Genomic DNA, 17856 nt, shown 5'->3' on the forward strand with positions numbered 1-17856 from the left:
CAATTACGGAGCTCAAAAGAGGAAACAATGGCTGACTTCAATAACTACCAGAACCGCATGGCCCAGACCCGTGCACAGACTGGTGCGATGATCGATGAAGGTCTTCGCGCCTACATGCTTAAGGTTTACAACCTTATGGCACTGGCTCTGGTCATCACCGGTGTTGCTGCGTTCGCTACCTTCACGCTCGCGACCACCAATCCGGCTTTCGCCCAGTTGCTCTATGCATCGCCGTTGCGCTGGGTTGTGATGCTCGCACCGCTCGGACTGGTGTTCTTTCTTAGCTTCCGTATCCAGAACATGAGCGTTTCTGCTGCCCAGATGACCTTCTGGGTCTATGCGGCGCTGATGGGCGTGTCCCTGTCTTCGATCTTCCTGGTCTATACCGGCCAGAGCGTCGTACAGACGTTCTTCGTGACCGCTGCCTCGTTCGGCGCGCTCTCGCTTTACGGTTACACCACAAAGAAAGACCTTTCGGGCATGGGTTCGTTCCTGATCATGGGTCTGTTCGGCCTGATCATCGCGTCCATCGTCAACATCTTCCTCGCCTCTTCCGCGCTTCAGTTCGCGATCTCCGCGATTGGCGTGCTGATCTTCGCTGGCCTCACCGCCTATGACACGCAGAAGATCAAGGAAATGTATTTCGATGGCGACGAAGTTGCCGTGGCTGGCCGCAAGGCGATCATGGGTGCGCTGACGCTCTATCTCGACTTCATCAACCTGTTCATGTTCCTCCTGCAGTTCATGGGCAACCGTGACAAGTAAGGGCAGGAACCCAACTGGCAAACATGCAAAAGGCGGCCATTCGGCCGCCTTTTTATTTACAAGAAATTCAAAACCTGACCGTCTCCCAACCCGCTGTGGCATCAAGCGGCGGAATGGGTAACCCGTAGTCCCATCTCACTCGATAAGCTTCAGGACCTTGTCGAAAACCTTGAGAACCTGCGGCAGTTCGTGGCCACGTTTGAGAATGCGGCCATCCGTATTCACAACGCAATAGGCCCCCTGTTTCGCCGCCAGCTTGGGGTTCTTCTCGATCCTGTAGAGCGGCATTTCACCCGAGCGTTTAAAGACTGAAAATACCGCCTTTTCCCTCAGGTGGTCGATGGCATAGTCGCGCCACTCGCCCTCTCCCACCATGCGGCCATAAATGCGCAGGATCGCATCCAGCTCGCGCCGGTGGAATGTAATTGGCAGAGGGTCTTTGTCTTTTTTGTACTCGCGGAGATCGACAACGGTGGAACTGTCGCGTGAAGCGGTCTGAACCTGCTGCACATCCGGTTGATCGGTCATCCAATACCTCCGATTCCACCCAAGTCGTCCGATTAATGTGAGCCGGAGAAGACAAAATTGCAAGTCTCGAACAGCCATTGAACATGAGATCGCAACTTTGGAGGAGGGTTTTACGGTCTTAGAACGGCAGCGAAACCCGGCGTCTGCGACGCAGAAAGACACCAGCCGATGTCCATAAGGACGCTGCCTTAGAAAAAAGCAGGGGTAAAAAAGGTAACCATTTAGGCAGCCATTTTAGCATGGCCTGCCGTATTTCGGTCAAACCATGGCCCGAATTGAATGGAATAGTCCTATTGTCAATTGATGCCTAGGCACCAAGATGACCCGATCCGGTGCATTGACCCTTTACCCCCAGCCCCCAATGCCCGGATCGGATCTTCCATCGCCTAACAGGCAATCAGGGTGTTTCATTCCCCAGTAAAATACTTGCACCGACGATTGCCGCCGGATCGCCGCTGGCATTTGCCGTTTGCAACAGCACGGCGCAGCCGCCCTTTTTCACCTTTGCCACCACGCTTGCCGGAAGCTTCACCGTCATCGGTGAACCATCCCACATGCCGACGGTCTGTACGTCATAGACGCTGTGCCAGTAGGACATTTTCTTCCCCTGGTTTTCGCCTTTCTGCACATCCACCGTCTGTTCGCGCGTGAAATAGGCGACCACGACATCGGCCTTGCCGCTGCCGGCGCCAATATCGATCTCCACCTCGTCACCGGCAAATTTAGATGCGACCGGCACGTTCAGCCCCTGGCCCTCGCGCTTGAAAGCATCCAGCCTGTTGTAAATCCCGCGGACATCCGCACCCTTGACGTGGTCGCGACCGTTCAGGATGGCCTGCGGCGTATAGACACCGTTGCGGCCGAGAGCGCGCATGTAGCCATATTGCCGCTCTGTATTTTCCTTCGATGCCAGGGAATCTGTCCAGCCAAGATAATTCCAGTAGTCGACATGGTAGGAGAGGCCGACCACATCACCCTTCTGGATCATCTTGCGCAATGCTTCGTCCGCCGGCGGGCAGGACGCGCATCCCTGCGATGTAAACAACTCGACAACGCCCTTCACAGCCTCCTGCGCGTGCGCGGATGTGACGAGGAACGTGCCGAGAAGACATATCGACAGGGGCAATTTCAGCGGCATTACAAGAACCTTTGTACGGAGCAGATATCCAGACGAATTGATGCGATCAACCCAACCGGATGCAAACCGGAAAATAGCGTCTATTCCACTTCAATAGAAAGTCACGAAGGGGTGAGTGGCAATCACAAAAAAAGAGATGATGAAACGCAAAGACGCCGGGAAAAATCCCCGGCGTCCTTTGTTGGTCTGAGCTTTGTCAGGCAACCAGATCGCGAAGAACGGTCTGCAGAATGCCGCCATTGTTCATGTAGATCACTTCATCCAGCGTATCGATGCGGCATAGAAGCGGAACTTCCTTCACCGAACCGTCGCTGTAGGTGATCTTGGCGATCTTCTTTTCACGCGGCTTGATTTCACCTTCGAGACCATCGATCTCGACAACTTCATCACCCTTGAGATCAAGGCTCGCCCAGGTCGTGCCTTCCTCGAAGACGAAGGGAACGACGCCCATGCCGACCAGGTTGGAGCGGTGGATACGCTCAAAAGACTGTGCAATGACCGCCTTGACGCCGAGCAGGTTGGTGCCTTTCGCCGCCCAGTCGCGGGAAGAACCGTTGCCATATTCGACACCGGCGAAGATGACGAGCGGAACGCCCTCGGCCTTGTACTTCATGGCAGCGTCGTAGATCGACATCTCTTCCTTCGACGGATAGTGGATGGTGTAGCCACCTTCCTTGCCGTTCGGGCCGAGCATGTGGTTGCGGATGCGGATATTGGCGAAGGTGCCGCGCATCATGACTTCATGGTTGCCGCGACGCGTACCGTACTGGTTGAAGTCGGCAACGCCCACGCCGTGCTCCGTCAGATAGGCGCCGGCGGGCGAAGCAGCCTTGATCGAACCGGCCGGGGAAATGTGGTCGGTTGTGATCTTGTCGCCGAAGAGACCGAGAACGCGGGCGCCCTTGATGTTCGTAAGGCCCGTACCGGTCTTGCCCATGCCCACGAAGTAAGGCGGGTTCTGAACATAGGTCGACTTGTCGTCCCAGGCATAGGTCTGGCCCGGGGGAACCTGAACGGCCTGCCAGTTCGCGTCACCCTTGAAGACATCAGCGTACTTCGATTCGTAAAGTTCGCGAGTGACGTATTTCAGGATGAATTCCTGGATTTCCTGCGAGGTCGGCCAGATATCCTTGAGATAGACCGGATTGCCGTTCTGGTCGTCGCCGATCGGCTCCTTCGTCAGGTCCTTCTGGACCGTGCCGGCAAGCGCGTAGGCCACGACAAGCGGCGGCGAGGCGAGATAGTTCGCCTGAACATCGGGCGAGATACGGCCTTCGAAGTTGCGGTTGCCGGAGAGGACGCCGGCCGTGATCAGGCCCTTGTCGTTGATCGTCTTGGAGATCGGTGCGGGCAGCGGGCCGGAGTTGCCGATGCAGGTGGTGCAGCCGAAACCGACGAGGTTGAAGCCAATCGCATCGAGATCCTTCTGCAGACCCGACTTGTCGAGATATTCGGCAACGACCTGCGACCCCGGCGCCAGCGAGGTCTTCACCCACGGCTGGGACTTCAGACCCTTGGCAACCGCATTGCGGGCGAGAAGGCCGGCAGCGATGAGAACGGAAGGGTTGGACGTGTTGGTGCAGGAGGTAATGGCGGCAATCGCCACATCGCCATGGCCGAGATCGAACTCCTCACCCTCAACCGCATAGCGGCTGTGGAGCTGACCGGGCTTCTTGTAGTCGTTCTCGAGAGCCGTCGCGAAATTCGGTGCAATGGTTTCGAGCGGCAGACGGCCTTCCGGACGCTTCGGACCGGCCATGGATGGCACGACGTCGCCGAGGTCGAGTTCAAGGGTGTCGGTGAAGACGAGGTCGGAACCGTCGCCGGTCCGCCACATGTCCTGTGCCTTCGAATAGGCTTCGACAAGCGCGATACGGTCCTTGGTGCGACCGGACATGGTCAGATAGTTGATGGTCTCGCCATCAACCGGGAAGAAGCCGCAGGTAGCGCCATATTCCGGACCCATATTGCCGATCGTGGCACGGTCGGCCAGCGTCATCGAATCGAGGCCGGGGCCGAAGAATTCGACGAATTTGGAAACCACGCCCTTCTTGCGCAGCATCTGCACGACGGTCAGCACGAGGTCGGTCGCAGTCACGCCTTCCTTCACCTTGCCGGTCAGCTTGAAGCCGATGACCTCAGGCAGGAGCATGGAGACAGGCTGGCCGAGCATCGCTGCTTCAGCCTCGATACCGCCAACGCCCCAGCCGAGAACGCCAAGACCGTTGATCATGGTGGTGTGGCTGTCGGTGCCGACGCAGGTATCCGGGTAAGCGATCGTTTCGCCGTCCTCTTCCTTGGTCCAGACGGTCTGGCCGAGATATTCGAGGTTTACCTGGTGACAGATGCCAGTACCGGGCGGAACCACGCGGAAGTTCTTGAATGCCTGCTGGCCCCACTTCAGGAAGCGGTACCGCTCGCCATTGCGCTCATATTCAAGCTCGACGTTTCGGGCAAACGCCGTCGGCGTGCCGAATTCGTCAACGATAACAGAGTGGTCAATCACGAGGTCGACGGGAACGAGCGGATTGATCTTTTCCGGGTCGCCACCGAGCGACACCATGGCATCGCGCATAGCGGCGAGATCGACCACAGCCGGAACGCCGGTGAAGTCCTGCATGAGAACGCGGGCGGGACGATAAGCGATTTCGTTTTCGGTCAGGCCCTTATTGTTCAGCCACTCTGCAACGGCCAGAATATGCTCCTTGGTGACGGACTGGCCGTCCTCGAAACGAAGCAGGTTTTCCAGAAGAACTTTCATGGAATAGGGGAGCTTGGAAACGCCCTTCAGGCCATTTGCCTCAGCCTTGGGAAGGCTGAAATAGACGTAGTCCTTACCATCAACGGTAAGGACGGAACGACAATGAAAACTGTCGAGTGATTTGGGCATGGATAAAAAACCCCGCTTACTCTGATAGCCAACACGTGCGTGCGGACACCTATGCACTCATGCACATCAGGATGCGGGTACGACCATTTCCGCTGTCCGCACGTGAAAATTGCTCCTCGCAATCGTCAAGTCCGGCGCAAGATGATGTTCACGCCGGCCGCTGGCGTGGTTGACACCCATATAGATAATTTCTCAGAAACGTGCCAGACCATTCAGGAAATCAAATCGATTTTTTTATGCGAGACGATGAAAATCTTATACGGAAACGCAGCATGGATTTGACGGCGGAAAATCTTGGCGTGCGACGCGGCGAAGATTTCATATTCATGAACATTTCCTTCAAGTTAAGTGACGGCGAAGCGCTGGTGCTGACCGGCCGCAACGGCTCGGGAAAATCCACGCTTCTGCGCACTGTGGCCGGCCTGCTGCGCCCCGAGCAGGGCTGGGTAAAGATAGCCGGCAAAGGAATAGAAGCGGACATGCGTCCATCGGAGGCCTGCCATTATCTCGGCCATCGCAACGCAATGAAAACGGAACTGACGGTTTCGGAGAATCTGCGGTTCTGGAAAGACTTTCTCGGTGACTTCACCGGCGGCGCCGGTGTCGATATCGATGAGGCGGCAGACATCGTCGGCCTTGCGGGCATCACCCACCTGCCCTTCGGTTACCTGTCCGCGGGCCAGCAGCGACGTTTTGCCATGGCGAAGCTTTTGATCGCCTGGCGGCCGGTGTGGATTCTCGACGAGCCGACAGCGGCGCTCGACAAAGCAGCGGACGGCATGTTTACGGATCTGGTCAAGAGCCACCTGAGGAGAGGCGGCATCGTCATGGCTGCGACCCATCAGCCGCTTGGGCTCGACAATGCGCGGGAATTGCAGATGACGGGCTTTGCAGGTGTGGAGGCTTGGGCGTGATGGGTGCGTGTGCGGGGTATGCCCGCCTACCGAGGCGCCTCCAATGACCGCCCTCTTCCTCCGCGACCTGAAACTCTCCATCCGCGCCGGCGGTGGCGCGCTGATCGGCGTCTTGTTCTTCATGACCGTTGTCGCCGTCATCCCCTTCGGTGTCGGGCCTGATCTCAATCTGCTTGCACGCATCGGCCCAGCCATTGTCTGGATCGGCGCGCTGCTCTCCACCCTCCTCGGCCTCGACAGGCTGTTTCAGGCAGAGCGGGATGACGGCTCGCTAGACCTCATACTCATGCAGGAAAACCCGCTTGTGCTGACCGTGCTCGTCAAATGCCTGGCACATTGGGTGGGAACGGGTCTGCCACTGGTCATCGCCTCGCCGCTCATCGGCCTGTTCATGAACATGGACGAAGTGGCGATCGGCGCGGTGATGCTCACACTCCTTGTCGGATCGCCCGCCATTACCTTCATCGGCGCGGTGGGTGCCGCTGTCGCCGTTGCCTTGCCGCGCGGCGGCCTTCTGGTCTCCATCCTTGTGCTGCCATTGGCCATTCCGGTACTGATCTTCGGCGTCAGCGCGTCCTATGCGGCGGTGCAGGATCCGGCACCCTTTCTGCCGCCCTTCCTCATTCTCTGCGCGATCACGTTATTTTCAGCCGTGACCGGTCCTTTCTTTGCCGCTTTGGCATTGCGCAATGTTATGGATTGATGAAACCGCAATTGCCGATCTACGATTGACGGCGATCAATTGCGGGGCAGCCATTCTCGGGTTACACAAACGGCATGAACCAGCAGACTTTCACCATCACCAAATTCAGTGATCTCGCCAATCCCACGCGGTTTCTGGCGCTCTCGGCACGCATTCTGCCCTGGCTTGCGGTCCTGACGGCACTGGTGCTGGCCGCCGGTCTCTATCTGTCTTTCACGACAGAGGGTGACTACCAGCAGGGTTATACCGTGCGCATCATGTATGTGCATGTCCCCTCCGCCTGGCTTTCGATGATGTGTTATACCGTCATGGCGGTCTCAGCGATCGGCACGCTCGTCTGGCGTCATCCGGTTGCGGATGTCAGCCACAAGGCGGCCGCACCCATAGGCGCTGCCTTCACGCTGATTGCGCTTGTTACCGGCTCGCTCTGGGGTAAACCCATGTGGGGAACCTGGTGGGTATGGGACGCGCGGCTGACGTCCGTCTTCGTGCTTTTTCTGATGTATCTTGGCCTGATAGCGCTCAACCGCGCCATGGACGACCCTTCCAGAGCCGCCCGTGTCAGCGCCGTGCTCATCCTCGTTGGTTTTGTAAATATTCCCATCATCAAGTTTTCAGTTGAATGGTGGAACACGCTTCACCAGCCGGCAAGCGTCATCCGCATGGGCGGCTCGGCAATCGATTCGGAGTTTCTCTGGCCGCTTCTGACCATGGCGATCGGCTTTACGCTACTGTTCTTCACGTTGCACATCGCCGCAATGCGTAACGAAATCTGGCGCCGGCGCGTGGCAGCCCAACGGCGGCTTGCCGCCCGCATGGCAAACCGGGAGGCATGAGAACATGACACACGCCTTTTATATCGGCATGTCCTATGCGGCGACAGGCCTTGTTGTCCTCTGTCTCATCGCCTGGGTCATCCTCGATGGTCAGGCGCGCAAACGGGAACTGAAGGAATTGGAAGCATCCGGCGTGCGCCGCAGGGCAAAAGCCGGTTCTACGGGTGAAACCCGATGACGCAGGCCAGCCAGGACCAGAACACCAAAGCCAAAAGCACGGGGCGCACACGATATGCCCTGGCGCTTCTGCCGCTTCTGCTTTTCGGCGGTTTTGCCATTATCGCCGGCAAGATGCTCTACGATCAGGACGTCAACGGGCTGGATATCAGCGCCATTCCATCGGCGCTCATCGGAACCAAGGCGCCCGCACTGTCGCTGCCGCCGCTGGAAGGCTCAAACCTGCCGGCCCTCAACGATGCCGCCGTCAAGGGTAAGCTGACGCTGGTCAACGTCTTCGCCTCCTGGTGCATTCCCTGCCGTCAGGAGCATCCCATTCTTCAGGAATTGGCGAAAGACAAACGCATCACCGTCGTCGGCATCAACTATAAGGACAAACCGGACAACGCGCTTCGTTTTCTCGGCGAACTCGGCAATCCCTTTGCCGCGATAGGCGTCGACCCGAACGGCAAGGCCGCGATCGACTGGGGTGTCTATGGTATCCCTGAAAGCTATCTGGTCGGCGCCGACGGCACGATCCTCTACAAAAAGGTCGGCCCCTTCGATGCCCGCAGCGTCGAGCGGGATTTATTGCCGGCGATCACCGCTGCGGCCGGAAAGTAGCCCGCGCGCCGAACGGTATTATACCTTGGAAATCACCCTTAGCGACGGCCCTTCGGCTGTCGCCTGCAAACCCATCCCTTCAAGCACGACCTGATTGCGGCCACCACGCTTTGCCGCATACAGGCTGTCATCGGCGCGTTTGATCGCATCGTGAATTGAATGATCTCCTCTCGCGACAGCTGAAACGCCGAAGCTCGCCGTGACCTTGGTGGCCACGCCACGGCTACGCCAATCCAGCGACAGAAGGTTCAAACGCATGGCATTGGCAAGGTGACCGGCCGCGGCGGCGGTGTGGCCGGGCAGGAAAACCACGAATTCCTCGCCACCGAAACGCGCCACCAGAGCGTCGCTACGCGCGCTTTTCCTGAGAAGGTCTGAAAGGCCGATGAGAACGATATCACCGGCGGCGTGGCCATAGTCATCGTTGATACGCTTAAAATGGTCTATGTCGCACGCAATTACTGCGCCTATCGGTGTCCCGCTGCGAAAATCGGGAACGCGCCGGTCGAATCCACGGCGGTTCAGCACATCCGTCAGCGGATCGTGCTCAGCCGCTTGCAGGTGCCGGTCGACAGTCACGGAAATCTGGCTCGCGAGTACGGATAGCGCAAGCAGAAAGCCGAATATGCTCGCGGCAAGCTGCATGTAGAAAGCATAATCGGATTCGAAGAATTCACTGAGTTCGATCATCGAACCGTTCGGCGTCATCACCAGCAACATGCCGATACGCACCAGCGTTTCGAGCACCACGAGTGACGCAATCGCCACCATCAGCCTGTCTGCAAGCGCCAGGGGCCGCTTCCGCACGATCCAGACCGGGATGGCGAGCAGCAGGGCGCAGACAAGATCACCGATGACCAGCTCACGTTTCAGATCCGGTGTGACGAAGACATGGAACGAGACCAGCAAAACCGCCGCAGCCACGATCGACAGTCGCGCCGTCGTATAAAGCGGCCGTCCGAAATGGGTAAGCAGCGCATGGCCGTAGAGAAAAAAGGCAGAGAAAAACAACAGGTTCGAGACGATCGCCTGTACTTCGAAGGGCAAGCCGCCAAGCACCAGAGGTGCGGCAAAACCAAACGCCGCCGAAAGATATCCGAAACCCCAATATCGCGCCGAAGCGTGGCCGGTCCTCTGCAGGAACAGGAATACCACACCGAATGTCAGCATGATGAAGGGGAGAAGGTAGGCGAAATTATCTTGCACAGTGTTCTGCCGGACGGAAAGACGAGCCTTTGAGCCCGGACACTACCGCAATGCCCTTAAGAAAACTTGCATATAACGCAGGGTTTTCGTGCCTTTCCGACGCACGTACGGGCAGATATCTTCACATTGGCGGAAGCGCGTTCTGCCATTGCTTGATCGCTTCAACGGGCCAGACAAGCATCACTACGTTCAGCGTCAGATTATCGCGGATCAGCCAGCCGGTGAAGGTTTCAAAGAAGATGGCGATCACAACCGTCAGCCACACCGGCACGCGGGCGGCGAAGAGGAAACCCAGCGCCATGAAAACGGTGTCCATCGCGGAGTTCAGGATGCTGTCGCCGGTATAACCCAGCGCCATGGTCGCCGTGCGGTAACGATCGATGATGAGCGGCGAGTTTTCGAGAATTTCCCACGCTGCCTCTATCAAAACCGCAAAAGAAAGCCGCATGGAAAGGGGTTTCTTGCGAAACAGCAGCCAGGCGAGCCCGTAAAACAGGAAGCCGTGGATAATGTGTGAGGGCGTGTACCAGTCGGCAAGATGCTGGGAATTGCCCGGCGTGTTCACACCGGGTTCGAACAGCTTCACATAACCGCATTCGCAAATGGGAATGCGGCCCATGGCATAGAGGATGACGATCTGCAGGAGAAGAAGTCCGGCGGCGACACCGAACCATTTGAACGAGCGCGGACGGGAAGCCGGCATCTCTGCAACTGTCATTTTTCGTCCTTGTTCAGCGGTTCGAGCGAATGACGCATGACGAGCGGCATTTGCGCCATGGTGAAGATGATCGTGATCGGCATCGTGCCCCACACCTTGAACGCAACCCATGCGTCGGTTGAGAACATGCGCCAGACCACCTCGTTCAGCACGGCGAGAAAGAGGAAGAACACGCCCCAGCGCAGCGTCAGCTTGCGCCAGCCCTCATCGTTTAGCCTGAAGGCCGAATTGAAGACATAGCCAAGCAGCGACTGGCCGAAAAACAGGCCTCCCAGCAAAATGACGCCGAACAGCGCATTGACGATGGTTGGCTTCATCTTGATGAAGGTATCGTTCTGCAGCCACAGCGTCAGCGCACCGAACACGAGAACCACGATGCCTGATATCAGCGGCATGATCGGCAGCTTGCGCGTCAGCATCCATGAGACGGAAAGCGCAATTGCGGTTGCGATCATGAACAGGCCGGTGGCGATGAAGATCGGCCCGCCGAACTCCGTCAGTACCGGAAAAGTGGAGGCCAGCCATTCGCCGCGGGAATTGGCGAAAAAGAACACCATAAGCGGGCCAAGCTCGAGCACGAATTTCAGGAGCGGGCTGATTTCCGCCACCATCTTTTCGCTTTCCTTGGAATTGCTTTCAATATCCATACTCAAACTCCCGCAATGGCCTTGGCGAAATCTTCCGCCTCGAAGGGCTCCAGATCGTCCACGCCTTCACCAACACCGATAAAATACACCGGCAGCTTGTGTTTGGCGGCAATGGCCACGAGGATACCGCCCCGCGCCGTGCCATCCAATTTTGTCATAATCAGGCCTGAAACACCCGCAACATTGCGGAATATCTCCACCTGGTTCAAGGCGTTCTGCCCGGTCGTGGCGTCCAGTGTCTGAAGCACGGTATGCGGCGCATCGGGATCGAGCTTGCCGAGCACGCGCACGATCTTTTCCAGCTCCGCCATCAGCTCCGTCTTGTTCTGCAAACGGCCGGCAGTATCAATGATGAGCACATCGCTTTTTTGCGCACGCGCCTGCTCATAGGCGTCGTAAGCGAGACCCGAGGCATCCGCACCGAGCTTGGTGCCGATGAATTGCGAGCCGGTGCGATCCGCCCAGATCTTGAGCTGCTCGATTGCCGCCGCACGGAACGTATCGCCGGCCGCGAGCATAACCTTGAGGCCAGAGCCTGAAAGCTTGGAGGCGAGCTTGCCGATGGTCGTGGTTTTGCCGGTGCCGTTCACGCCGACGACGAGAATGACATGCGGCTTGTGTGAAAGATCGAGTTCCAGCGGCTTGGCGACAGGTTTCAGGACCTTGGTGATCTCACCTGCCATGATGCGCGCCACGTCCTCGCCGCTGACATCCTTGCCGTAACGTTCCGAAGACAGGGCGCCGGTGATGCGCATGGCGGTCTCGACACCGAGATCCGACTGGATGAGAAGGTCTTCCAGTTCGTCGAGCGTATCCTCATCCAGCTTGCGCTTGGTGAACAGCGCCGAAATCTGGGTGGTAAGTTGCGAGGAGGTGCGCGCAAGCCCGGCCCGCAGGCGCTGGAACCAGCTGAGCTTCGGCTGCGGCGCTTCGGCGACAGGCTCTTCGCGCTCGCTTGCCGCCGCAAAACCTTTCGGCAAGATCGGCGAAACGGCAGAGGGCTCAACGGCACCGGCAGCCTCCGCCTCATCGAGCAGCGCATCCATCGCATCTGCATCGAGCACGGCATCGGCAGCTTCGGGCAAAACCTCGGCCTGTTCTTCGGCGGCGGCTTCGGCCTGCAACAGCGACAGCGGAACAACTCCGATGTCTCCGGCCTGCTCGGCACCGGGCAGAAGCGGCGCGTCCTCTTCCTCCTGGTCATCGGAAAGGGCCGCATCAGCATCCGGAGCAGGCCCACCGGCCGTCTCAATCTCCAGTTCGGAAACCGGCTCTTTCTCGACAATGGGATGTGCTTCGGCTTCGCTCAGTGCCTCATCGAAATAGACATTTTCTCTGGCGCGCTCAAGCGCGGAATCCTCTTGCGCCTTGCCGTCCGTCCCGGCCTTGTCCTTGCCGAAAGAAAAGACTTTTTTGATGAAGCCGAGGGCCATGGTCGTTCCCGTGTCTTTTCCTGTGCCGCTTCAGGCCGCATCCGCTGCGAGAAGCTTCATGTTCAGATGTTTGCCGTTGTGGCCGGTAATCTCAACCTGCGCAAGAGTGCGCGGGAGAAGATCGGGCGCCGCCACCAGCGTGAAATTGTCGGTATGCGCAAAACCGGTGTTTTCAACGAGGATCGTTTGCGTCGAACCGACCATGTTTTGCAGATGCACGAGCCTGAGTGCCTCGCCACGTTCGCGAAGCCTCGCCGCCCGCTCCTTCACCAGCGCACGGTCGAGCTGCGGCATACGCGCCGCCGGCGTGCCGGCACGCGGGCTGTAGGGAAATACGTGCAGGCTGGAAATGCCGCATTCTTCCGCAAGCGTCGCGGCGTTTTCGAACATCTCTTCGCTCTCGGTCGGAAAACCGGCGATCATATCAGCACCGAATGCGATATCCGGCCGGAGCGACCGCACCTCGTGACAGAAACGGATGGCATCGGCCCGCAAATGACGGCGTTTCATGCGTTTCAGGATCATGTCGTCGCCATGCTGGAGGGACAGGTGAAGATGCGGCATGAAACGCGCCTCACCGGCAATCAGATCCATCAGATGGTGGTCAGCCTCGATGCTGTCGATCGAGGATAGCCGAAGTCTCAAGATTTCCGGCACCTGCTTCAGCAATGTTTTGGCAAGAAGCCCCAGCGAAGGTTCGCCCGGCAGGTCGGCACCGTAGCTGGTAGCATCCACTCCGGTCAGCACGATTTCGCAATAACCGCTTTCCACCAGCCTGCGCGCCTGCTCCACCACAGCGCCCATCGGCACGGAGCGGGAATTGCCCCGCCCATAGGGAATGATGCAGAAGGTACAGCGATGATCGCAGCCGTTCTGCACCTGAATGAAGGCACGGACATGCCCGTCAATGTGCTTGACCATCTGCGGCGCGGTCGCCTTGATGCTCATGATGTCGTTGACGCGCAGCTTTTCTTCCGCCGAAACGCCGAAATCCGGCAGTGCGCGATAGGAGGCGCTTTTCAGCTTTTCCTCATTGCCCAGCACCGCATCCACTTCGGGCATCTCGGCAAAGGTCTGTTTTTCAGTCTGGGCAGCACAGCCGGTCACGATGATGCGCGCATGCGGATTGTCGCGCCTTGCCCGACGGATGGCCTGGCGCGCCTGGCGCACCGCCTCGCCGGTCACCGCGCAGGTATTGACCAAGACGGCATTGTTGAGCCCGGCCTTTTCGGCCTCCGCCCGCATCACTTCCGATTCATAGGTATTGAGACGGCAGCCGAAGGTTATGACCTCGACGCCGCTCATATGGCCCCCTGCTCAGCCACGGCATCGCGCGACCAGGCGCCGCTGATGGGATCGACCATGCCGGACCATTCCCATTCGGCCGGCCCGGTCATGATGACGTGGTTGTCCTCGCGCCACTCAATTGTCAGCGGCACACGCACGGGGCTGGAGGCGACATCGATAGTGACCTTCCTGCCCGTGCGGCCGGTGCGCGCAGCGGAAACGGCAGCGGCACATGCGGCAGAACCGCAGGCGAGCGTCAGCCCGGCGCCGCGCTCCCAGGTGCGGGTGCGAAGCGCGCTAGCGGAAATCACCTGCGCCAGCGTGATATTGGCTTTTTCAGGGAACATCGGGTGGTTTTCCAGAAGCGGACCGAAGCGTTCCAGATCGAACTCCATCGGATCGCGATCCACCCAGAAAATGGCGTGCGGGTTTCCCATGGACATGACGGCGGGCGAATGCAGGATTGGCGCGTCGATCGGCCCGATCTGCAACTCGATGCGGCTCGTATCGTGGAACTCTTCAGAGAGCGGAATGTCGCTCCAGCGAAAACGCGGCAGGCCCATATCAACGGAAATCATGCCGTCTTCATGCTCGACGGCGTTCAGGATGCCCGCCACCGTCTGGAAGGTGAAGGTGGTATTGCCGGTTTCAGAGGACAGCGCCTGCACCACGCAGCGCGTGCCGTTGCCGCAGGCCTGCGCCTTCGTGCCGTCGCAATTGAGGATATCGATGAATGCATCGGTGCCGCCGACACGCGGATCGTGGATCGCCATGATCTGATCGAACTGCGTGGCGGGATCGGCATTGAGCGCGATGGCCGCCGCAGGCGTCACCATATCCCTGCGGCCGCGCATGTCGACAACGAGGATCTTGTTGCCAAGCCCGTTCATCTTCGCAAATTCGACCGTATCCGCCATCGTACTGAACCTGAAAACTACCTGAAACCGGAATAAAGACGGGCTTTGCCCGCACTTTCGCTCTATATGGCGGAAAGGACGGCAAATTACCAGACTGTTGCGGCGCAAACCGCTGAGCCGCTCAGGCGGAAGGTACGTCGAAGACTTCGCCGGGCCGCATGGGCTGGAAGCGGCTCTCGTCTATCCCCTGCTCAGCAAGCGCTGACTTCAGCGCGACAAGAGGAGCTTCGACCGCTTCATCGGTCAGTTGCACAGTGCCCCAATGGTGGCCGCAGACATGTGCCGCACCGCAGATCTTCATGCCTTCCACGGCTTCCGCCGGGTTCTGGTGCTGTCCCTTCATGAACCAGCGCGGCTCATAGGCGCCGAAAGGCAGGTTGGCGAGACGGAACTCACCGTGTTTCTTGCGCGCGGCGTGATAATTGAGGCCGTCGTGAAAGCCGGTATCGCCGATATGATAAATCTTGCCATAAGGCGTTTCGATGACGAAGGCCGCCCACAGCGCCATGCGCCGGTCGTTCAGCCCACGCGCCGACCAATGGTGGCACGGCTCGAAATGAATTTTGACCGAACCAATCTCAAGGACATCGCCCCAGTCCCCCACCTTGATGCGCGCTGCCTCGACGCCGGTGCGGATGATGGCGTCATTGCCAAGCGGCGTGATGAAAAGCGGCTTGTGCGCGACATGCAGGCGCTTCAGCGTTTCCATATCCAGATGGTCGTAGTGATTATGCGTCACCAGCACCAGATCGATCGGCGGCAAATCCTCAAAACGGATGCCAGGCGGGTTGACGCGTTTGGGACCGGCGAAGCTGAACGGGCTGGTACGCTGCGACCACACCGGATCGATGAGAATATTCAGCCCTGCCGTCTGGATGAGAAAGGAGGCGTGACCGACGAAGGTGACGCGAATGTCCTTGCCGTCGATGCGAGGCTCCGGCTTTGCGAACGGAAACGGGCTGGGGTAGTTTTCCGGCCACGTGGCGCGCTCGCCGTTGAAGCGCCATTTCAGGAGGCCCATGAAATTGCCGGGCGGCGAGCCGCCGGGATTGAAGAAACGCACCCCGTCGAAATGATCGGAGACCGGCCCACTATAATAGGCGCTGGCGTTAGAGCGGCGCGCAAACAGGCCGCCGCCCGCAAGAGCAAGCAGACCAAGTGCGGAAAAACGAAAGAAGTTTCGACGTTTCATGGGAAAGGTATAAGAAGCCAGGCGACGCCGTTCAAGCACCGCCATCGCAGCTTTCGTCTGATCACGCAAAGATGACAATGCATGCTTTGCCGCATGAAAATCGGCACTGTCTTGACTTTCACGGCACTTTCCTGTTTATCGCGGCCAATCAGCTGGCAGTTTCATGACTCCAAGCCGCCGACCGGGACCCGCAAAGGTATAAAGAGATCCCGGAGGTCAACACCCGACAGCGCGATGCGCCCTCGGGTGCTTTTTGGCTTTGCGTCTTGTTTTTGGCAGCGAAAGCACCGACGTTTCGGAGACCCCGGAACGAAGAAGGAAGAAACGATGTTTGAAAACCTCCAGGACCGCCTTGGTTCCATTCTGAATGGACTGACCGGCCGTGGCGCGCTGACGGAAGCCGATGTTGCCGCCGCCCTGCGCGAGGTTCGCCGTGCGCTTCTGGAAGCGGACGTTGCGCTGGAAGTCGTGCGTTCCTTCACCGACAAGGTGCGTGAAAAGGCTGTCGGCGCAGCCGTTCTGAAATCCATCAAGCCCGGCCAGATGGTCGTCAAGATCGTGCATGACGAACTTGTCGAGATGCTCGGCACCGAAGGCGTCTCGATCGATCTGCATGCGGCCGCCCCTGTCGTCATCATGATGGTGGGTCTGCAGGGTTCGGGCAAGACCACGACCACAGGCAAGATCGCCAAGCGCCTGACCGACCGCGACAAGAAGAAGGTGCTGATGGCATCTCTCGACACGCGTCGTCCGGCCGCACAGGAACAGCTTCGCCAGCTGGGCGTGCAGACCGGTGTCGACACGCTGCCGGTCATCGCCGGCCAGTCGCCGACAGATATCGCCGCGCGCGCCGTGCAGGCCGCAAAGCTTGGCGGCCATGACGTCGTCATTCTCGACACCGCCGGCCGCACCCATATCGACGAACCCTTGATGCTGGAAATGGCCGACATCAAGAAGAAGTCCAACCCGCATGAAATCCTGCTGGTCGCGGATTCGCTGACCGGTCAGGACGCCGTCAATCTGGCGCGCAACTTCGATGAACGCGTCGGCATCACCGGTCTCGTGCTCACCCGTATGGATGGCGACGGGCGCGGTGGTGCGGCCCTCTCCATGCGCGCCGTCACCGGCAAGCCGATCAAGCTGATCGGTATCGGCGAGCGCATGAACGAACTCGACGAGTTCCATCCGCGCCGTATCGCCGACCGTATTTTAGGCATGGGCGACATCGTTTCGCTGGTCGAGAAGGCTGCCGAAAACATCGATGCCGAAAAAGCCCGCGCCATGGCCGAAAAGATGGCCAAGGGCAAGTTCGACCTCAACGATCTCTCCGACCAGCTTGCCCAGATGAAGAAGATGGGTGGCATGGGCGGTATCATGGGGCTGATGCCCGGCATGGCCGGCATGAAGGACAAGATGGCTTCCGCAGGCCTCAACGACAAGATGTTCGACCGCCAGATCGCCATTATCTCGTCGATGACCAAGGCCGAACGCGCCAATCCCGATATCCTCAAACACAGCCGCAAAAAGCGCATCGCCGCCGGTTCCGGCACCGATGCCGCCGAAATCAACAAGCTTTTGAAGATGCACCGTGGCATGGCCGACATGATGAAAGCCATGGGCGGCAAGGGCAAGGGCGGCATCATGAAGCAGATGATGGGCGGCCTTGCGGGCAAGATGGGGCTTGGTGGCATGATGGGCGGCGGCATGCCTGATCTGTCGAACATCGACCCGAAGCAGCTCGAAGCGCTTCAAAAACAGGCTGAAGCTGCCGGTCTTGGCAAGCCGGGCGCAATGCCCGGTCTCGGTGGTCTGCCCGGCGGGCTACCCGGTCTGGGCGGGACAAAGCTGCCGGGTCTTGGCGGCATGCCGGGCCTTCCCGGCTTCCCGAAAAAGAAGTGAGGG

17 protein-coding genes are annotated in these 17856 nt (G+C 58.9%); 7 read left to right on the forward strand and 10 right to left on the reverse strand.

The features are described 5' to 3' along the window. Window positions 1-27: 27 nt before the first annotated feature. The gene (locus ACQZ63_RS20380) at window positions 28-765 is read left to right on the forward strand and encodes a Bax inhibitor-1/YccA family protein (protein ID WP_013636912.1); all 738 of its coding nucleotides are present in this window, start codon (window positions 28-30) and stop codon (window positions 763-765) included. A 135-nt stretch (window positions 766-900) separates the two neighbouring features. Here the strand turns inward: ACQZ63_RS20380 and ACQZ63_RS20385 are convergent, their stop codons facing one another. The 3 genes from ACQZ63_RS20385 to acnA all read right to left on the reverse strand — a co-directional run bounded on the left by ACQZ63_RS20385 (window position 901) and on the right by acnA (window position 5321). Next, window positions 901-1293, reverse strand: coding sequence for a DUF2794 domain-containing protein (locus ACQZ63_RS20385; protein WP_003516645.1), 393 nt, complete (start codon window positions 1291-1293; stop codon window positions 901-903). 397 nt (window positions 1294-1690) lie between these two features. Then, on the reverse strand, window positions 1691-2431 hold the full coding sequence (locus ACQZ63_RS20390; RefSeq protein WP_113556152.1) for a DUF1223 domain-containing protein: 741 nt from the start codon (window positions 2429-2431) through the stop codon (window positions 1691-1693). 196 nt (window positions 2432-2627) lie between these two features. Next, window positions 2628-5321 (reverse strand): aconitate hydratase AcnA, encoded by a 2694-nt coding sequence (acnA, locus tag ACQZ63_RS20395; protein ID WP_003516634.1) that lies wholly within the window; start codon window positions 5319-5321, stop codon window positions 2628-2630. Between the two features lie 272 nt (window positions 5322-5593). On the opposite strand from acnA, the gene ccmA reads away from it, so the two are divergent. The 5 genes from ccmA to ACQZ63_RS20420 all read left to right on the forward strand — a co-directional run bounded on the left by ccmA (window position 5594) and on the right by ACQZ63_RS20420 (window position 8554). Continuing rightward, complete coding sequence (gene ccmA, locus ACQZ63_RS20400) at window positions 5594-6235, forward strand: heme ABC exporter ATP-binding protein CcmA (RefSeq protein WP_065705171.1); 642 nt, start codon at window positions 5594-5596, stop codon at window positions 6233-6235. A gap of 43 nt (window positions 6236-6278) precedes the next feature. After that, window positions 6279-6938 (forward strand): heme exporter protein CcmB, encoded by a 660-nt coding sequence (gene ccmB, locus ACQZ63_RS20405; protein ID WP_003516632.1) that lies wholly within the window; start codon window positions 6279-6281, stop codon window positions 6936-6938. Window positions 6939-7012: 74 nt separating this feature from the next. Then, entirely contained in the window at window positions 7013-7774 is a 762-nt protein-coding gene (locus ACQZ63_RS20410; RefSeq protein WP_111790486.1) for a heme ABC transporter permease, read from the forward strand. A 4-nt stretch (window positions 7775-7778) separates the two neighbouring features. Then, a complete protein-coding gene (gene ccmD / locus ACQZ63_RS20415; RefSeq protein WP_111790485.1) occupies window positions 7779-7952 on the forward strand; it encodes a heme exporter protein CcmD in 174 nt (57 codons plus the stop codon). Next, on the forward strand, window positions 7949-8554 hold the full coding sequence (locus tag ACQZ63_RS20420) for a DsbE family thiol:disulfide interchange protein (protein WP_013636917.1): 606 nt from the start codon (window positions 7949-7951) through the stop codon (window positions 8552-8554). Before ccmD ends, ACQZ63_RS20420 begins: the two co-directional genes overlap by 4 nt. Before the next feature lie 18 nt (window positions 8555-8572). Here the strand turns inward: ACQZ63_RS20420 and ACQZ63_RS20425 are convergent, their stop codons facing one another. From ACQZ63_RS20425 to ACQZ63_RS20455, 7 genes are all read right to left on the reverse strand, one after another. Further along, entirely contained in the window at window positions 8573-9760 is a 1188-nt protein-coding gene (locus ACQZ63_RS20425; RefSeq protein WP_162690645.1) for a GGDEF domain-containing protein, read from the reverse strand. A gap of 121 nt (window positions 9761-9881) precedes the next feature. After that, a complete protein-coding gene (locus tag ACQZ63_RS20430) occupies window positions 9882-10478 on the reverse strand; it encodes a DUF2585 domain-containing protein (RefSeq protein ID WP_113556151.1) in 597 nt (198 codons plus the stop codon). Beyond that, entirely contained in the window at window positions 10475-11125 is a 651-nt protein-coding gene (locus ACQZ63_RS20435; protein ID WP_003516625.1) for a septation protein A, read from the reverse strand. Before ACQZ63_RS20435 ends, ACQZ63_RS20430 begins: the two co-directional genes overlap by 4 nt. Before the next feature lie 2 nt (window positions 11126-11127). After that, entirely contained in the window at window positions 11128-12558 is a 1431-nt protein-coding gene (ftsY, locus tag ACQZ63_RS20440) for a signal recognition particle-docking protein FtsY (protein ID WP_113556150.1), read from the reverse strand. 30 nt (window positions 12559-12588) lie between these two features. After that, a complete protein-coding gene (mtaB, locus tag ACQZ63_RS20445; RefSeq protein ID WP_038492430.1) occupies window positions 12589-13863 on the reverse strand; it encodes a tRNA (N(6)-L-threonylcarbamoyladenosine(37)-C(2))-methylthiotransferase MtaB in 1275 nt (424 codons plus the stop codon). Next, window positions 13860-14762: a diaminopimelate epimerase gene (gene dapF, locus ACQZ63_RS20450; protein WP_113556149.1), complete on the reverse strand. Its 903-nt coding sequence runs from the start codon at window positions 14760-14762 to the stop codon at window positions 13860-13862. The genes mtaB and dapF overlap by 4 nt, the downstream gene beginning before the upstream one ends. 121 nt (window positions 14763-14883) lie before the next feature. After that, window positions 14884-15999, reverse strand: a complete 1116-nt coding sequence (locus tag ACQZ63_RS20455; RefSeq protein ID WP_162763647.1) for an MBL fold metallo-hydrolase — start codon at window positions 15997-15999, stop codon at window positions 14884-14886. Window positions 16000-16281: 282 nt separating this feature from the next. Between ACQZ63_RS20455 and ffh the strand changes: the two genes are divergently transcribed. Then, window positions 16282-17853, forward strand: a complete 1572-nt coding sequence (gene ffh / locus ACQZ63_RS20460; RefSeq protein WP_003516616.1) for a signal recognition particle protein — start codon at window positions 16282-16284, stop codon at window positions 17851-17853. Window positions 17854-17856 lie beyond the last annotated feature (3 nt).

This window comes from Agrobacterium sp. CG160-95 (genome assembly GCF_053521725.1).

Excerpts from the sequence above, each read along its gene's own strand:
- mtaB (WP_038492430.1), bottom strand. The coding sequence starts at position 13,863 with ATGAGCGGCGTCGAGGTCATAACCTTCGGCTGCCGTCTCAATACCTAT.
- ftsY (WP_113556150.1), bottom strand. The coding sequence starts at position 12,558 with ATGGCCCTCGGCTTCATCAAAAAAGTCTTTTCTTTCGGCAAGGACAAG.
- ACQZ63_RS20420 (WP_013636917.1), top strand. The coding sequence starts at position 7,949 with ATGACGCAGGCCAGCCAGGACCAGAACACCAAAGCCAAAAGCACGGGG.
- dapF (WP_113556149.1), bottom strand. The coding sequence starts at position 14,762 with ATGGCGGATACGGTCGAATTTGCGAAGATGAACGGGCTTGGCAACAAG.
- ACQZ63_RS20410 (WP_111790486.1), top strand. The coding sequence starts at position 7,013 with ATGAACCAGCAGACTTTCACCATCACCAAATTCAGTGATCTCGCCAAT.
- ACQZ63_RS20430 (WP_113556151.1), bottom strand. The coding sequence starts at position 10,478 with ATGACAGTTGCAGAGATGCCGGCTTCCCGTCCGCGCTCGTTCAAATGG.
- ccmD (WP_111790485.1), top strand. The coding sequence starts at position 7,779 with ATGACACACGCCTTTTATATCGGCATGTCCTATGCGGCGACAGGCCTT.
- ACQZ63_RS20455 (WP_162763647.1), bottom strand. The coding sequence starts at position 15,999 with ATGGCGGTGCTTGAACGGCGTCGCCTGGCTTCTTATACCTTTCCCATG.
- ACQZ63_RS20380 (WP_013636912.1), top strand. The coding sequence starts at position 28 with ATGGCTGACTTCAATAACTACCAGAACCGCATGGCCCAGACCCGTGCA.
- acnA (WP_003516634.1), bottom strand. The coding sequence starts at position 5,321 with ATGCCCAAATCACTCGACAGTTTTCATTGTCGTTCCGTCCTTACCGTT.
- ccmA (WP_065705171.1), top strand. The coding sequence starts at position 5,594 with ATGGATTTGACGGCGGAAAATCTTGGCGTGCGACGCGGCGAAGATTTC.
- ACQZ63_RS20385 (WP_003516645.1), bottom strand. The coding sequence starts at position 1,293 with ATGACCGATCAACCGGATGTGCAGCAGGTTCAGACCGCTTCACGCGAC.
- ACQZ63_RS20390 (WP_113556152.1), bottom strand. The coding sequence starts at position 2,431 with ATGCCGCTGAAATTGCCCCTGTCGATATGTCTTCTCGGCACGTTCCTC.
- ccmB (WP_003516632.1), top strand. The coding sequence starts at position 6,279 with ATGACCGCCCTCTTCCTCCGCGACCTGAAACTCTCCATCCGCGCCGGC.
- ffh (WP_003516616.1), top strand. The coding sequence starts at position 16,282 with ATGTTTGAAAACCTCCAGGACCGCCTTGGTTCCATTCTGAATGGACTG.
- ACQZ63_RS20435 (WP_003516625.1), bottom strand. The coding sequence starts at position 11,125 with ATGGATATTGAAAGCAATTCCAAGGAAAGCGAAAAGATGGTGGCGGAA.